Raw genomic sequence first — 14,655 nt, forward strand, 5'->3', positions numbered from 1 at the left:
AATGACCAGCCCGAACGCCCCCGCCGGGGCGATACCTCAGCAAAACGCCCCCACCCTCTCGGCGCCGGGGGTGCTGTTTGCGGTGCTGGGGCTGGCGGCGCTTGCGGCACCGTTCATGACCCTCGCCGCGAACCGCATCGTCGCGGGCGAGGGGGTCCCGGCCTGGGGCATGGGCGCTCCGGGTGCGGTCCTGCCGGGCCTCGCCGCGCTGTGCACCGGGTTGCTGATGGGCCTGCCCGCCAACCGTCCCCGGCTTCAGCTGGTGGGCGCGGCGCTCGGACTGGCCGGACTGGTCTGGCTGCTGGGAATGGGCGCCGCCGCGTTGCTGGAGGATGCGGGCGAGTTCGCGCGCGTCTCGCCCGGGACCGGGTTCTGGTGCTTGCTGGTGGTGTTCGCCCTGCTGATGGCCGACGCGCTCTCGAACCTGGCACCCGGACCGCTGGCCCGCGCCGGACTGCTGGCGTTAGTGCTGGCAGGCGCAGCGCTGGTGCTGCAATGGGACGCGCTGTCTGACCTGTCGATTCTGCAGGAATACTCTAGCCGCAAGGATGCGTTTCGTGACGCGCTCTGGCGTCACCTTGGCCTTGCCTTCGGCTCCCTCGGCGTGGCGGCGGCGATCGGCTTTCCGCTGGGCGTGATGTGCCACCGCCGCCCGCGTCTGCGCGAGACCCTGCTGCCGGTGCTCAGCTTCCTGCAGACGATCCCCTCGCTGGCCATGTTTGGCATCATGATCCCGATCCTCGGCTGGGTCGGCGACACGCTTCCCGGCGCGCAGGCCATCGGCATTGCCGGCATCGGCTTCGCCCCCGCGTTCCTGGCACTGGTGCTGTACTCACTGTTGCCGGTGGTCTCGAATACCGTGGCAGGCCTCGAGACCACGCCGCCCACTACGCTCGAGGCGGCGCGCGGCATGGGCATGACCGCCTCGCAGCGCCTGCTGCGGGTAGAACTGCCCCTCGGGCTGCCGGTAATCCTCGCGGGGCTGCGCATCGTGCTCGTACAGAACATCGGGCTCGCAGTGATCGCGGCGCTGATCGGCGGCGGCGGCTTCGGCACCTTCGTTTTCCAGGGGCTCAACCAGACGGCTACCGACCTGATCCTGCTGGGCGCACTGCCAACCGTGGCGCTGGCGCTGATAGCCGCGCTGGTCATGGACATGCTTGTCGAGCTGGCCAGGCCGACCCGCCGGAGGCCCACATGATCGAGATCGACCGGATCACCAAGCTCTACGACGGACGCGCGGTAGTTGACGCAGTGTCGATGACCGTCGGCACCGGAACGATCACCGCAATCGTCGGAACTTCGGGTTCCGGCAAGACGACCCTCTTGCGGATGATCAACCGGCTGGTCGAGCCGAGTTCAGGCGAAGTGCGGATCAACGGCGAGCCCACGACGGGGCTACAGAAACATGTCCTGCGGCGACGCATCGGTTATGCGATCCAGGGCCACGGCCTGTTCCCGCACCACAGTGTCGCGCGCAACATCGCCGCTGTGCCACGCCTTCTGGGCTGGCCGGAGGAGAGGATCCGCGCGCGGGTGGACGAGCTTCTGGAGCTGTTCTCGATGCCCCCGTCGGAATTCCGGGACCGCTACCCCGCCGAGCTATCCGGCGGCCAGCAGCAGCGCGTCGGCGTGGCACGGGCGCTGGCCTCGCGGCCGGACCTGCTGCTGATGGACGAGCCGTTCGGTGCGCTCGACCCGATCATCCGAGCCCGCGCTCAGGAGGATCTGCGCCGGATCCAGCACGCACTCGGCTCGACGATCCTGATCGTCACCCACGATATGGAAGAGGCTATTCAGCTTGGCGACCGGGTCGCCGTGATGGATTCCGGGCAGTTGGTGCAGCATGGCACCCCGGCTGAGATCATAAGCAATCCGGCGACCGGCTTCGTGGCCGAGATGGTCGGCGGCGTCGAGCGCCCGCTGCGCCTGCTTTCGCTGTTCCCCGTCTCCGACGTGATCCAGGACGGCCCGGCCGAGGGCGCGGCCGTGACCTCGCAGACCAGCCTGCGCGACGCGCTGTCCGCCTGCCTCTGGACCGGGCGCGACGCGCTGCCGGTCGAGGAGAACGGCGTGCGGGTCGGCCGCGTGACGCTGGATGCGATCCGAGGCCGGGCACGGTGCCACGGATGAGCCGGGGAGCGCTGCTACGCGGGGCGCTGATCACGCTGCTGCTGGCGCTGGTGCTGCGCCCGTCGTGGTTCGTGCCCATATTTGCGCCGTTCGCGCCGCAGGGCGGGCCGGTGATATACGAGCGTGCCTCGCTGCTGTCGCTTTCGCTGAGCCACCTCGGCATCGTTGCACTGGCCTCGGGCGCAGCCACGCTGGTGGCGGTGACGCTGGCGATCCTCGTGACGCGGCCCGAGGGCGCGGCGTTCCGGCCGCTCTCGCGCACCATGACCAACATGGGGCAGACCTTTCCACCCGTCGCCGTGCTGGCGCTGGCAGTCCCGGTGCTGGGATTCGGCACCGGCCCGACGCTGGTCGCGCTTTTCCTCTATGGCATGCTGCCGATCTTCGAGAACGCCGTCACCGCGCTCTCCACCCTGCCCCCCACGACGATGGAGGCGGCGCGCGGCATCGGCCTGTCCCGCCGGCAGCGCCTGCTCCAGGTGGAACTGCCACTGGCGCTTCCGGTGATCCTGACGGGCATCCGGCTGTCGGTGGTGATCGCACTCGGCACGGCGACGATCGGCTCGACCGTAGCGGCGCGCACGCTGGGCGAGGTAATCATTGCCGGGCTGCTCACGAACAACACTGCCTTCGTGCTTCAGGGCGGGCTGATCGTGGGCCTGTTCGCCGTGCTGATTCATGACGCGCTGGTCCGGCTCGAAGCGGGCTTGTCGCGGCGCATGGGAACCGCACGCGCTGCGTGATGCCACGGTCATTGTTCCGTTTCGCGGAACTATTTCTTCCGAGATTGCCGAATACCGGATCACCCCTCGCGGCGATACCTAGAGGTGCGCCCACCCGCGGGCAGATCCTGCGCACCGCAAGAAAGATCCGGAGCATCGACCATGTCCCTGGCAAGATCGTTCCTTAACCACCCCTACACATTCTGGGCGCTGCTCAGCCTTCCCGCGATCCCGATGGTCGCCGGGCTTGCCTCCGGCGACCCGGAAACCATCCACGAACTGCTGCACCCGACCGGCGAGTTCGCCACGCGGTTCATGATCATTGCCATGATGATCACGCCACTAATGTTGATGCTGAAAGGCTGGCGCGGCCCGCGCTGGCTGATGAGGCGCCGCCGCTACCTTGGCGTCGCGGCTTTCGGCTATGCGGCGCTGCACACGGTTCTCTACCTGATCGACGAGGGCGCGCTGGCGTTCACTAGCGCCGAGCTTTCGCAGCTCTACATCTGGACTGGCTGGTTGGCCTTCCTGATTTTCGTGCCGCTCGCGGTGACGTCGACCGACGGCTGGGTGCGCAAACTGGGCACGCGCTGGAAGACGCTGCAACGCTTCGTCTACGGCGCTGCGGTGCTGACGCTTCTGCACTGGGCGGCGCTGCACGACTGGGGCGGCCTGGCGCCGGCGCTCGTGCACTTCATTCCGCTCGGGCTGCTCGAACTCTACCGCTTCCGCTCGAACACTCAGCGCCGGAGGCAGCGCGCTAAGTGGAAGGCGCGGTCGATGTCCTTGGTGAAGATCGCCGAGGACAGGCCGTAGTCGGTGTCATTGGCTTTCTCGAGTCCTTCTTCGTAGGTGCCGATCGGGTAGATCGCGGTGACCGGGCCGAAGGTCTCGGTCCGGCAGACGGTCATCTCCTCGGTGACGCCGGTCAGCAGCGTGGGCTGGCGGTGGTTGCCCTGCCATGCGCCGCCGGTGACGACGGTCGCGCCCTCGGCGACGGCGATGTGCTCACGAACACGGGCCCGAGGCTGCTCTGGTATGATGGGTGCGATGACCGTGTTCGGATCGCGCAGATCCCCCATGCCGACGTTCTAGGCGATCATGGCGAAGCGGTTCACGAATTCATCGTGGATCGGCCGCTCGACATAGAACCGGCTGGTGCCGATGCAGGCCTGCCCCGCGAACATGAAGATCAAGCGGGCCGCCAGAGGCACCGTCTTGATCAGATCCGCGTCCGCCATGACCAGCGTCGGGCTTTTCCCGCCCAGTTCGAGCGTGTTCGGCGTCTTGTTGCGTGCGCCGATCTCGTGCCCCGGGGCCCGCGACGCCATTGTACGCACGCCGGATGGCCGCGCTCTTGTCGGACGACCGCACCTACACCGTCGCGGGCAGGGTACTGGCCTTCCGCGATGCCGCCCTCGCTGCCGGCCTGCCGTTCGAGATAATCGCCATCCCCCGGCAAGGCTATGCCGACGGGCGTGCCGCGATCACCCGCGACTGGGACCGGCTGTCCCGCTGCGACGGGCTTTTCGCCGCCACCGACCTGATCGCCTGCGGAGCGCTGGACGGGTTGCGGCTGGACAAGCGCGTCCCGGTGCCCGAAACCATGCAGGTCGTCGGTTTCGACGACATCGAGCAGGCCGGGTGGGGCGCCTATGATCTTTCGACCATCCGCCAGGACGTGCCGGAACAGGTTGCGCTGGCGGTCTCGGCCATGCGGGCCCGGCTCGACCATCCCGACGCGCCCTTCACGCTGCGCAATCAGACATTGACCGCCGTGCCCCGCGGCACCACCCGGAACGGACCAGACACATGACGATTTCAGCCCGCCTGACCCTTGCCACCGACATTGCCCGCGAGGCCGGGTCGCTCGCCCGGCAGATGCGCCGCGATCCGGGCCTGACCGTCGACATGAAGGGGCACCAGGATTTTGTCACCGCCGCCGACCGCGCGGTCGAGGACCTTGTGCGCAAGCGCATCGCCGAGGCCTTTCCCGAGGACGGCATTCTGGGCGAGGAAGGCGGCTTCGACGGCCCGCGCGAGCGGCTCTGGATCATCGACCCGATCGACGGCACCACGAATTTCATGCGCGGCATGCCCGAATGGGCGGTGTCGATCGGCTGGGCCGACGAGACCGAGGTGCGGATGGGCGTGATCTTCGCCCCCGACCTCGACGCGATGGCGGTGTCCGACGGCGAGACCGCAACGCTGAACGGCCAGCCGATGAAGGTCTCGACCCGCACCGACCTGGCACAGTCGATGGTGCAGGTCGGCTGGTCGCGCCGCGCGCCCTTCGACTGGCACACCGACATGCTGACCAGTGTCGTCGGCGCGGGCTCGGAATACCGCCGCGTCGGTGCCGCGACCATCGGCCTGCTGGGCGTCGCCGCCGGCTGGTCAGAGGCCTACTACGAGCACTATCTCAACATCTGGGACGCCGCCGCCGGGATCGCGCTGGTGCGCGGCGCGGGCGGTTCGGTCACGACGCCGCCGCTGGCCGAGATGCTCGACAAGCCCGGCCCGACTTTGGCGATCTGCGCTGCCGACCACCCGCTTGCTGCCGTGCTGACCGGCTAGCTGCCGGTCGGGGCGCGGCCTTCGCCTATCGGTTCGAACAGGGCATGCCCCTCGGCGGGCGAAGCGATCAGCTCGCAGTGCAGCCAGAGTTCCACAACCGCCGTGCGCAGGGCTGCGGAAGCGCCGCTGAGCCGGCTCCGGTGTATCGAGAAGATCGGCGAGTCCTCTGTAGCTCCACCGGCGCCGGTTTCCGCGGCTTCCCGAGCGAACGCGACTGCCGCCTGCTCGGGCGTGGACCGGAAGATCGTCCGCGCCTGCGGCAGGCCCTCGCGCGCGACGGCCAGCCAGCCACCGCGGAAAAGCTCGGCGAAGGCGAAGATCAGCATGAACTCGGTCGTACGCCGATTGCGCCGCGCGAAGAAGCAGTCGACGGGCCCGAACCGCCCTTCGAGATGCGCCACCAAGTCAAGCAGCAGGCTGCGCCGCACAACGAACGGTGTGACCGAGCGAGGGATCCGGTCCAACGCGCCGCGATGGCCGGGCTGCAACAGCCGAAACGAATGCTCGGCCCAGGTCGCGAACTTGCCTGACGGTGCCACGAGGGCGGTCCGGGGCACGCCGTCCTCGGTCAGGAAATCGGGCGCCCCGGTCTTCCGGACAAAGTGGTTCTTCGCGTCGAGGATCAGGATATTGTCAGCCGTGGCCCGGTTCGCCGCCAGCAGCTTGAACGCCTGCTGCATCCGCCAGCCGTGGTTTCCGGCCCACCCTGCATGGGCCTTCCAGCGGCCGCGAACCTCGGAGACCCAATGGCGCTCAATCCGGTAGCGCAGCGAGCGCGGCGCGTTCAGCAGGCTCTCCGGTGTGACGATGTCCACCCGATCGGCGAGGCGTCCATATTCCGCGCGCATCGCCCTGAACGCCTCAAGCGTCTCCCGTTCACGGCGGTCGTTCACGACGACAATGATGCGCCCCAGGCCATGCGTGTCGAAAAAGCGGTCAAGGGATCGCGCCTGCAACCGCAGGAAGGCGAGTTCGTCGCCGAAAGCGACCGTCACGATTTCGAGTAGTGCTGCCAATCCAGGGATGCCCCACAACCTGCACACGGACCCGCCCGCCGTACGCCGGCGCCCGAGACAACGCACGACCCGGTACGAGGTTCCACTCAGCCCCGCGGTGAGCCCCGCCGCGTGCTCCGCAAGGCAGTATAGCAGTCCACGCCGTCATTCAGCGCTTAAACATAAGCGGTGGACCCGTCGGGGCGCACGGGTAGTTTGCGCTCCCAATGGATGTAACGGTCGGTCTTGAGGTAATCCTCGTCGATCTCGACCCCCCAGCCCGGGCGGTCCGGGCGCAATTCGAGGTGGCCATCCACCGGCAGATAGGGATCCCGAACGTACTCGGTCCGGTCGCCATCCTGGCTCATGCCGTCGCCGTGATAGGCGGCCCCCATCGGCAGACGGTACTCCAAGATCTTGAAGTTCGGCTGCGCGGCGCAAAAATGCAGGTTCACCGCCGTCGCCAGCGGGCCCATCGGGTTGTGCGGGGCCACGGTGACATAGCGCGCCTCGGCGATGGCGGCGATCTTGCGCATCTCCAGCAGACCACCGATTGCGCAGATGTCCGGCTGGATGATGTCCGCACCACCGCAGTCGAGCAGCCGGGTGAACTCGAACCGCGAATACAGGCTCTCACCCGTCGCCAGCGGCACGTTCAATTGCGCCTTGAGCGGCCCCCATGCCTCGATGTTCTCGGGGCGCATCGGCTCTTCGTAGAAGAGCGGATGGAACGGCGCCAGCGCGTTGCCCAGCTGCGCCGCCTGCCAAGGCTCGAACAGCTTGGCATGGGCGTCGAAAGCGAACTCGTGGTCCGGGCAAAGCTCCACGATCTTCTCGACCCAGTCCGAGGTCGCGCCCAGCACCTTGCCCCAGGGATTGGCGTGTATGTCGATGCGATAGGGCGACAGCTTGAACGCGGTCAGCCCGTACTGCTCCTGCATGGCGGCGCAATGGTCGCGCACATCTTCGGGCTCCGGCGCGGTGTAGACGCCGAGGTAGACCCGCACCCGGTCGCGGACATGGCCGCCCAGCAGCCGGTAGACCGGCACCCCCAAGGCCTTGGCCGAAATGTCCCAGAGCGCATGATCGATCGCCGAGATCGCCGCCAGCCCCAGCGCCCCCGGAGGAAAGCGCGATTGCTGGAGCAGCTTGAGGATCAGCCGCTCGATCCGGGTCGGGTCCTCGCCCTCGATCTGCAGGTAGAGGTAGTCGAGCAACGGCGGCAGCGCCTTGTCCGGTCCGTGGTTGTAGCACTCGCCCCATCCGGTGATGCCCTCGTCGGTGTCGATGGCGACCAGCACCCGGGGCCGGTCCCGATCCCGGGTCATGAAGCTGCGCAGTCCGACGATCTTCATGCCGCATTCTCCAAGTTCCCCGACAGGGAACGCTCCTGAGCTCTGCTTTCAGACGTCATTGTCGGCCCCCTTGAAAATCCGCACTTCTGAGGAATGGATATGGTCCCGCATCGCCCGGCGCGCCGCGTCCGGGTCATTGGCACGCAGTGCGTCGATCACCGCCTGGTGCTCGGCCTGCAGATGCTGTTTGGCAGCGGCGTAGCCATCCGGTGTCAGGCTGCGCAGAAACCGCGCAACGAAGCGCATGTGCGGCTGCAGGAGTTCGAGGCTTTCGGTGATGAACCGGTTTCCGGATATTCGCGCGATCGCGGCGTGAAACAGGATGTCGCTCTCGATCGTCGCTTGCCCCGCGTCGATATCCCTGTCCATACGGGCCTGCAACTCGTCAAGCTCTCTGGCCTGCGGGGCGGTACACTTGCGCGCGGCCTCGGCGGCGGTCTCGACCTCGAGCAGATGCCTGAATTTGTAATACTGCATTATATCTTCGATGCTGGTCAGGCTCTTGAACCCGTGTGAGTGGTCTATCCCTGTCCCCTCGACGAAACTGCCGGCGCCGCGCCGTGAAACCACCAGCCCCGCCTCCCGCAGCCGCGCGAGCGCCGAGCGGACCACCGGGCGGGATACTCCGAACTCTTCAGAAAAGTCCTTTTCTGTTGGCAGTCTGCTGCCCTGTGGATAAGCTCCCGACTGAATCCGCCCGAGCAGGTCGTAATAGATCTGCTCTTCCAGGCGCAGGCCCGGCTGGAAAGAGATGTGAGCTTGCTCTCGCGCCACGACGGGTAACCTCCAGAGTCATAAGTATATTACATCATCTCAAAATTTGTAAGACAATAAGTGATTCTGGAGTTGCGGTTCAGCGAGTCGTTCAGGACCTGCCGTCCCAATCTGAAGCGGCACCGGCGAAGCCCGCACGATCAGGGAGGACGCGCCGCAGATTGCCCGGGCCCTTCTCTACCGCAGCCGCCCCGGCATGTTCTTCACCCGCCGGATCGGGATCGAGGATTCCAGCGAGGCCACGCAAACGATCCTCGTCAGGCGGCCGGTAAGGAACCGCTCGAACTCCTCCAGGTCACGCACCGCCGCCCGGCAACCCTGTCCTGGCTGGGCGCGGTCGCCGGTCATCGCACCCTCGCACTGGGCGTCGAGCATTTCGGCCAGACCGGCACCATCGGCGATCTCTACCGGCACCACGGCATCGACGCGGCTGGCATCGTTGCGCGTGTGACAGGGCTCACCCCGGGCCGCCCGCCGGCCTGACAGCTCCCTATTCCGCGCGCGCATGGCGGGGTTGAGAACTCTGCATGCACCCCGCGCAAACGCCTGTCCCGCCATGGAACCCTGCAGCAGAACAGGCGTTCGCCTTCCCTGACGGATGGAGCCGATCGTTCGCCTTCGCGGCCCGTGAGGCGGCAGGCGTTCCTGATTTGGCGCATGTGTTGAAACCCGCGCTGCAGCGCAACAGGTCCTGACCCTGACCCAAGAGGAGTGACCCGATGCTCAGGACTATCGCCACCGCCGCCGCGCTTGCACTGTCGCTGGCCGGCGCCTCCACCGCCCAGGAGACCGACACGCTGCGCGTCGGCATGTCCGGCGGCTATTTCCCCTTCACCTTCGTCCAGCAGGACAGGCTGCAGGGCTTCGAGGTCGACGTGATGAACGCCGTCGGCGAGGAAGCCGGGCTCGAGGTCGAGTTCGTGACCATGTCCTTCTCGGGGCTGGTCGGCGCGCTCGACGCCGGGCGGATCGACACGATCGCCAACCAGATCACCGTCACCCCCGAGCGCGAGGCGAAGTTCGTCTTCACCCAGCCCTATGTCATCGACGGCGCGCAGGTCGTGACCCGCGAGGGCAATGACGAGATCTCGGGCGTCGAGGATCTGAGCGGGCGCACCGTCGCCGTGAACCTCGGATCTAACTTCGAGCAGCTGCTGCGCGAGCTGCCTAACGCGGACGAGATCACCATCAAGACCTACGAATCCAACATCGCGCAGGACACCGCGCTCGGCCGCGTCGACGCCTTCGTGATGGACCGGGTGTCCTCGGCGCAGCTGATCAAGGAAAGCCCGCTGCCGCTGGAACTGGCCGGCGCGCCGTTCTCGGAAATCCGCAACGCCCTGCCCTTCCGCAGCGACGACGCGGGCACCGCGATGCGCGACCGCGTGGACGCCGCCCTGACCACCCTGCGCGAGAACGGCACGCTGGCCGACATCTCGCAGAAGTGGTTCGACAGCGACATCACCTCGGCGGAATGAGGTAGGCCATGCGGGCGCTCGACCTCGACTACATGCTGGGGCTGGTGCCCGTGATCCTGGGCTACGTGCCGCTGACGCTGTTCATGGCGGTGGCGGCGATGGTGCTCGCGCTGATCCTCGCCTCGCTGCTGGCGGTGGAGCGGGTGTTCCGGGTGCCGGTGCTCGACTGGCTGGTGGTCGGCTTCATCAGCTTCTTCCGCGGCACACCGCTACTGGTGCAGCTGTTCCTGTTCTACTACGGGCTGCCGCAGGTCCTGTCGTTCCTCAGCAAGATCGACGGTGTCACCGCCGCGATCATGGGGCTCACGCTGCACTTCGCGGCCTACATGGCCGAGAGCATCCGCGCCGCGATCGAGGGCGTAGACCGCAGCCAGTGGGAGGCCGCCCGGTCCGTCGGAATGACCCAGTCGCAGATGATGCGCCGGGTCGTGCTGCCGCAGGCCACGCGGATCGCCGCGCCGACGCTGGTCAACTACTTCATCGACATGATCAAGGGCACTTCGCTGGCCTTCACCCTCGGCGTGACCGAGATGATGGGCGCCGCACAGAAAGAGGCCGCCGGAAGCTTTCTCTATTTCGAGGCGTTCCTGGTCGTCGCGGTGATCTACTGGTTCATCGTCGAAGCGCTGAACCAGGGGCAGAAGCGGCTCGAAACCCGGCTGAACAAGGCATACGAACGATGATCGAGATCAGCGGACTGACCAAGCGCTTCGACCGCGCGCCGGTGCTGGACGGCATCGACCTCAGCATTGCCGAGGGCGAACGCGTCGTCGTGATCGGCCCCTCGGGCACCGGCAAGTCGACGTTCCTGCGCAGCCTCAACTTCCTCGACCGCCCGCAGGCCGGGCGAATCGCCATCGGCGATCTGTCGGTCGACGTGGCCAAGGCCAGCCGGGCCGAGGTCCTGGCTCTGCGCCGCCGCACTGCCTTCGTGTTCCAGAACTACGCGCTCTTCGCCAACAAGACCGCGAAGGAGAACATCATGGAGGCGCTGGTCACGGTCCAGAAACACCCCCGCGCCGAGGCCGAGCGCATCGCGCTCGACACGCTGGCCGAGGTCGGGCTTTCGGACAAGGCGGGCAGCTATCCGTCGGCGCTGTCGGGCGGTCAGCAGCAGCGCGTCGGCATCGGCCGCGCGATGGCGCTCGGGGCCGAACTCATGCTCTTCGACGAGCCGACCTCGGCGCTCGACCCGGAATGGGTCGGCGAGGTGCTGGACCTGATGCGCCGTGTCGCCGCGCAGCGCCAGACCATGCTGATCGTCACCCACGAGATGCAGTTCGCCCGCGAGATCGCCGACCGGATTATCTTCATGGACGGCGGCAAGATCGTCGAAAGCGGCCCGCCTGAACAGGTGCTCGGCGCGCCGAAGGACGAACGCCTGAAACGTTTCCTGCGCCGGGTCGGCGCCTGATCGAGTTCAGAAGGCGACGTCCGGCAGCCAGGTCGCCAGCCACGGCAGGTTCCAGACCAGCAGAACGGCGAGGATCTGGATCGCGATGAACGGAACCACTCCGGCATAGATCTGGCCGGTCCGCACCTCGGGCGGCGCGGCCCCCCGCAGGTAGAACAGCGAGAAGCCGAACGGCGGCGTCAGGAAGCTGGTCTGCAGGTTGATCGCGATCAGCACGCCCAACCAGATCGGATCATGCCCCATCAGGATCAGCGCGGGCGTGACCAGCGGCAGCACGATCACCGCGATCTCGACAAAATCAAGGAAGAACCCTAGGCCGAAGATCAGCAGCATGCTGAAGACCAGCGCGCCGGTCGGTCCGCCCGGCATCGACTCGAGGATATGCGCCACGCGCTCCTCTCCGCCGAGGCCGATGAACACCAGCGAGAAGAAACTGGCGGCAAGGATGGTGGCGAAGATCATCGCCGTCATCGTCATTGTCGACTCGAGCGCGTCCTGGATCACCTTTCGCACGATCACGTTGCGAAGCGCCAGCAGCACCGCGATGCCGCCCACGGCGGCCAGCACCACGTAGAGCCCGCCCGCGACCATCTGCACCATGTCAAGATCGCTGCGCTGCAGGCGCACCGGGAAGACGCCCGCCGCCACGGCCAGCACACCGAAAGCAACCGCCCCGGCCAGGATGAACCGCCGGTTCGCGCCAAGCCGCAGCGCAGCCATCAGCAGCGCGCCGATGGCGCCCACGGCGGCGGCCTCGGTCGGCGTGGCGACGCCGCCCAGGATCGCGCCCAGCACCGCGAAGATCAGGATCACCGGCGGCAGGATCGCCGAGGCCACCTCGGACAGCGGCACCCGCGCGCCACCCTCAGCCACGGGCGGCATGTCTGCCGGGCGGATCAGACCGCGCAGCAGAATGTAGAGGATATAAAGCACCACCAGCAGCAGCCCCGGAACGATGGCGGCGGCAAAGACCTGCCCGACCGAGATCGTCTCGACCGAGAATTTGCCCTGCTCGTATTGCGCCTGCTGGTAGGCATTGGACATGACGTCCGACAGGATGATCAGCAGTGTCGAGGGCGGGATGATCTGGCCCAGCGTGCCCGCCGTACAGACGATGCCCGACGCCACGCGCGCGTCATAGCCGGCGCGCAACATCGACGGCAGCGCGATCATCCCCATCGCCACCACCGTCGCCCCGACGATGCCGGTCGAGGCCGCCAGCAAAGCGCCGACCAGCACCACCGAAATGCCAAGGCCACCGCGCAGCTGCCCGAACAACCGGCCCATCGTGTCCAGCAGGTCCTCGGCGATACGGCTTTTCTCCAGCACCGCGCCCATGACCACGAACAGGGGGATCGCGATCAGCACCTGGTTGCTCAGGAGGCCGAAGGCCCGCTGCCCCAGTGCGCCCATCAGCGAAATGTCCATCGCCCCCAGCGCCCAGCCGAGATACCCGAAGATCACCGCGACGCCCGCGATGGTGAACGCCACCGGGAAGCCCAGCAGGATGCCCGCCATCAGCGCGGCGAACATGATGATGTCGAGGTATTCGGTCATGACGTCCCGCGGCTGCGAAGAAGGCGGATCAGGATGGCGACAGATTGCAGCATCACCAGCACGCAGAACGCCGGGATCAGCGATTTCATCAGGTAGACCGCCTCGATCCCGCCGACCGACATCGGCCCTTCGAGGATTTTCCACGAGTTCCGTACCGACGGCCACGACCAGTAGAGTAGCGCCAACATTGACGGCAGCAGCAGAAACAGGTGCCCGAAGATGTCGATACGCCGCTTCGCTTGCGGTGACAGGTGCGCGTAGAACACGTCGACACGCACATGCTTGTCCACCAGCAGTGTGTACCCACCCGCAAGCATGAAGAAGGCGGCATGCAGGTAGAGCACGCTCTCCTGCACCGCGATCGAGTTCACCCCGAAGACATAGCGCCCGATCACGATGGCGAACTGGATCAGCACCATCGCCACCACGAGCCAGCGGACGCCGCGGGCGATGCCGCGGTTGATGCCGTCTAGGGCATCGGCCAGTCGTTCCATGCGCACCTCGGGGAACAAGCCCGGCGCGGCCTAGCCGCGCCGGGCATTTGATCAGTAGCCCAGGACCGCCGCCCGGGCATTCATCTGGCCGTTGTCGGCATAGGTCATGTACCGACCCACCGAGTCGCGGTAGCCGAGGAAGCTCTCGACGATGCGCTGGACCAGCTCGTCCTCGTCCTGGCGCAGCTCGTCGATCACCTCTTCGGCGGCGGTGCCCATGGCGGCGATCACGTCGTCGGGCAGCTTCTTGACCTGCACGCCGTGCTCCTCGACCAGCACCTTCAGCGACTGCGCGTGCTTCGTCGTGTACTCGGTCCAGACCGGGTTGTAGAGGCTCTGGCAGGCCATCGCGACGGCCTGCTTCAGATCGTCGGGCAGGTTGTTGTAGACCTCGGCGTTGACCGCGCATTCCTCAGCCGAGGACGGCTCTCCCACGCCGGGCCAGTAGTAGTTCTTGGCCACCTGGTAGAAGCCGAGCGCCGAGTCGGTCCAAGGGCCGATGAACTCGCCCGCGTCCAGCGCGCCGGTCTGCAGCGCCTGGAACATGTCACCGCCGCCCATGGCCTGTGCCGCCATGCCCATCTTGGACGCCATTTCCGACGCAAGACCGGTGGTGCGGAACTTCATGCCCTTGAGATCCTCGGCCGAGGTGATCTCGTCCCGGAACCAGCCGGCCATCTGCGGACCCGAGTTGCCGCAGAGGAACGGCTTCAGGCCGAAACGGGCGTACATCTCGTCGTAAAGCTCCTGCCCGCCGCCGTGCGCCAGCCAGCCGAACTGCTCGTCCGCGCGCAGGCCGAACGGCTGCGAGCCGAACAGCAGGATGCCTTTGGACTTCGAACCCCAGTAGGCGGGAACGGCGTGGTACAGTTCCGCCGTACCTTCGGAGACCGCGTCGAACACGCCCGGCCCCGGCACCAGTTCACCGGCGGCGAACAGCTGCACCTCGATCCGGCCACCCGACAGCGTGGTGATCCGGTCCGCCAGCATCTGCGCGGCGACACCCGGTCCGGGCAGGTTCTTCGGCCAGGCGGTGACCATCTTCCACTTCATCACGTCCTGCGCGATGGCCGGCGCGGCCAGCGCGGTCGAGGCGGCGCCCACGGCGCCTGCGGCGATAAAGTCGCGTCTCTTCATGATCGGTTCTCCATGTTGG

The 14,655-nt window shown here is 67.0% G+C and carries 15 protein-coding genes and 2 pseudogenes; 10 read left to right on the forward strand and 7 right to left on the reverse strand.

Annotated elements, in window-relative coordinates:
• Position 1: 1 nt before the first annotated feature.
• The 4 genes from ACW9UR_RS16535 (at position 2) to ACW9UR_RS16550 (ending at position 3,671) form a co-directional block, all read left to right on the forward strand.
• Positions 2 to 1,201 carry an ABC transporter permease gene (locus tag ACW9UR_RS16535; protein ID WP_458918157.1) on the forward strand — a complete coding sequence of 400 codons (1,200 nt, stop codon included), beginning with the start codon at positions 2 to 4 and terminating at the stop codon, positions 1,199 to 1,201.
• Entirely contained in the window at positions 1,198 to 2,133 is a 936-nt protein-coding gene (locus tag ACW9UR_RS16540) for an ABC transporter ATP-binding protein (RefSeq protein ID WP_458918158.1), read from the forward strand. The genes ACW9UR_RS16535 and ACW9UR_RS16540 overlap by 4 nt, the downstream gene beginning before the upstream one ends.
• Positions 2,130 to 2,876 (forward strand): ABC transporter permease, encoded by a 747-nt coding sequence (locus ACW9UR_RS16545; RefSeq protein ID WP_458918159.1) that lies wholly within the window; start codon positions 2,130 to 2,132, stop codon positions 2,874 to 2,876. Before ACW9UR_RS16540 ends, ACW9UR_RS16545 begins: the two co-directional genes overlap by 4 nt.
• A 141-nt stretch (positions 2,877 to 3,017) precedes the next feature.
• Complete coding sequence (locus ACW9UR_RS16550) at positions 3,018 to 3,671, forward strand: protein-methionine-sulfoxide reductase heme-binding subunit MsrQ (protein ID WP_458918160.1); 654 nt, start codon at positions 3,018 to 3,020, stop codon at positions 3,669 to 3,671.
• Here ACW9UR_RS16550 and ACW9UR_RS16555 read toward each other — a convergent pair.
• Positions 3,596 to 4,186 (reverse strand): annotated as a pseudogene (locus tag ACW9UR_RS16555) (aldehyde dehydrogenase family protein). The gene ACW9UR_RS16550 and the pseudogene ACW9UR_RS16555 sit on opposite strands and share 76 nt — an antisense overlap.
• Before the next feature lie 14 nt (positions 4,187 to 4,200).
• Here ACW9UR_RS16555 and ACW9UR_RS16560 point away from each other — a divergent pair.
• Entirely contained in the window at positions 4,201 to 4,671 is a 471-nt protein-coding gene (locus ACW9UR_RS16560) for a substrate-binding domain-containing protein (protein ID WP_458918161.1), read from the forward strand.
• Entirely contained in the window at positions 4,668 to 5,432 is a 765-nt protein-coding gene (locus ACW9UR_RS16565; RefSeq protein ID WP_458918162.1) for an inositol monophosphatase family protein, read from the forward strand. The genes ACW9UR_RS16560 and ACW9UR_RS16565 overlap by 4 nt, the downstream gene beginning before the upstream one ends.
• Here ACW9UR_RS16565 and ACW9UR_RS16570 read toward each other — a convergent pair.
• From ACW9UR_RS16570 to ACW9UR_RS16580, 3 genes are all read right to left on the reverse strand, one after another.
• Entirely contained in the window at positions 5,429 to 6,448 is a 1,020-nt protein-coding gene (locus tag ACW9UR_RS16570) for a DUF6492 family protein (protein WP_458918163.1), read from the reverse strand. The genes ACW9UR_RS16565 and ACW9UR_RS16570 overlap by 4 nt on opposite strands.
• Positions 6,449 to 6,603: 155 nt before the next feature.
• The gene (locus ACW9UR_RS16575) at positions 6,604 to 7,782 is read right to left on the reverse strand and encodes a mandelate racemase/muconate lactonizing enzyme family protein (RefSeq protein ID WP_458918164.1); all 1,179 of its coding nucleotides are present in this window, start codon (positions 7,780 to 7,782) and stop codon (positions 6,604 to 6,606) included.
• A 48-nt stretch (positions 7,783 to 7,830) separates the two neighbouring features.
• Positions 7,831 to 8,556 (reverse strand): FadR/GntR family transcriptional regulator, encoded by a 726-nt coding sequence (locus ACW9UR_RS16580; RefSeq protein ID WP_458918165.1) that lies wholly within the window; start codon positions 8,554 to 8,556, stop codon positions 7,831 to 7,833.
• A gap of 303 nt (positions 8,557 to 8,859) precedes the next feature.
• Between ACW9UR_RS16580 and ACW9UR_RS16585 the strand changes: the two are divergent.
• From ACW9UR_RS16585 to ACW9UR_RS16600, 4 genes and pseudogenes are all read left to right on the forward strand, one after another.
• Positions 8,860 to 9,039: pseudogene (locus ACW9UR_RS16585) on the forward strand (hypothetical protein); the annotation flags it as partial.
• Positions 9,040 to 9,275: 236 nt separating this feature from the next.
• Positions 9,276 to 10,034: an amino acid ABC transporter substrate-binding protein gene (locus tag ACW9UR_RS16590; protein ID WP_458918166.1), complete on the forward strand. Its 759-nt coding sequence runs from the start codon at positions 9,276 to 9,278 to the stop codon at positions 10,032 to 10,034.
• 8 nt (positions 10,035 to 10,042) lie between these two features.
• Entirely contained in the window at positions 10,043 to 10,717 is a 675-nt protein-coding gene (locus tag ACW9UR_RS16595) for an amino acid ABC transporter permease (protein WP_458918167.1), read from the forward strand.
• On the forward strand, positions 10,714 to 11,448 hold the full coding sequence (locus tag ACW9UR_RS16600) for an amino acid ABC transporter ATP-binding protein (protein WP_458918168.1): 735 nt from the start codon (positions 10,714 to 10,716) through the stop codon (positions 11,446 to 11,448). Before ACW9UR_RS16595 ends, ACW9UR_RS16600 begins: the two co-directional genes overlap by 4 nt.
• Positions 11,449 to 11,454: 6 nt before the next feature.
• Here ACW9UR_RS16600 and ACW9UR_RS16605 read toward each other — a convergent pair whose 3' ends face one another.
• The 3 genes from ACW9UR_RS16605 to ACW9UR_RS16615 are packed head-to-tail and all read right to left on the reverse strand — an operon-like array spanning position 11,455 to position 14,636.
• Positions 11,455 to 13,005, reverse strand: coding sequence for a TRAP transporter large permease (locus ACW9UR_RS16605; protein ID WP_458918169.1), 1,551 nt, complete (start codon positions 13,003 to 13,005; stop codon positions 11,455 to 11,457).
• Positions 13,002 to 13,499 carry a TRAP transporter small permease subunit gene (locus ACW9UR_RS16610; RefSeq protein ID WP_458918170.1) on the reverse strand — a complete coding sequence of 166 codons (498 nt, stop codon included), beginning with the start codon at positions 13,497 to 13,499 and terminating at the stop codon, positions 13,002 to 13,004. The genes ACW9UR_RS16605 and ACW9UR_RS16610 overlap by 4 nt, the downstream gene beginning before the upstream one ends.
• Positions 13,500 to 13,550: 51 nt before the next feature.
• Positions 13,551 to 14,636 carry a TRAP transporter substrate-binding protein gene (locus ACW9UR_RS16615; RefSeq protein WP_458918171.1) on the reverse strand — a complete coding sequence of 362 codons (1,086 nt, stop codon included), beginning with the start codon at positions 14,634 to 14,636 and terminating at the stop codon, positions 13,551 to 13,553.
• Between the last annotated feature and the right edge of the window lie 19 nt (positions 14,637 to 14,655).

Source organism: Halovulum sp. GXIMD14794, from assembly GCF_054457455.1.

Coding starts and splice junctions, on each gene's coding strand:
- ACW9UR_RS16535 (WP_458918157.1), top strand. CDS start 2: ATGACCAGCCCGAACGCCCCCGCCGGGGCGATACCTCAGCAAAACGCC.
- ACW9UR_RS16540 (WP_458918158.1), top strand. CDS start 1,198: ATGATCGAGATCGACCGGATCACCAAGCTCTACGACGGACGCGCGGTA.
- ACW9UR_RS16545 (WP_458918159.1), top strand. CDS start 2,130: ATGAGCCGGGGAGCGCTGCTACGCGGGGCGCTGATCACGCTGCTGCTG.
- ACW9UR_RS16550 (WP_458918160.1), top strand. CDS start 3,018: ATGTCCCTGGCAAGATCGTTCCTTAACCACCCCTACACATTCTGGGCG.
- ACW9UR_RS16560 (WP_458918161.1), top strand. CDS start 4,201: ATGGCCGCGCTCTTGTCGGACGACCGCACCTACACCGTCGCGGGCAGG.
- ACW9UR_RS16565 (WP_458918162.1), top strand. CDS start 4,668: ATGACGATTTCAGCCCGCCTGACCCTTGCCACCGACATTGCCCGCGAG.
- ACW9UR_RS16575 (WP_458918164.1), bottom strand. CDS start 7,782: ATGAAGATCGTCGGACTGCGCAGCTTCATGACCCGGGATCGGGACCGG.
- ACW9UR_RS16590 (WP_458918166.1), top strand. CDS start 9,276: ATGCTCAGGACTATCGCCACCGCCGCCGCGCTTGCACTGTCGCTGGCC.
- ACW9UR_RS16595 (WP_458918167.1), top strand. CDS start 10,043: ATGCGGGCGCTCGACCTCGACTACATGCTGGGGCTGGTGCCCGTGATC.
- ACW9UR_RS16600 (WP_458918168.1), top strand. CDS start 10,714: ATGATCGAGATCAGCGGACTGACCAAGCGCTTCGACCGCGCGCCGGTG.
- ACW9UR_RS16605 (WP_458918169.1), bottom strand. CDS start 13,005: ATGACCGAATACCTCGACATCATCATGTTCGCCGCGCTGATGGCGGGC.
- ACW9UR_RS16610 (WP_458918170.1), bottom strand. CDS start 13,499: ATGGAACGACTGGCCGATGCCCTAGACGGCATCAACCGCGGCATCGCC.
- ACW9UR_RS16615 (WP_458918171.1), bottom strand. CDS start 14,636: ATGAAGAGACGCGACTTTATCGCCGCAGGCGCCGTGGGCGCCGCCTCG.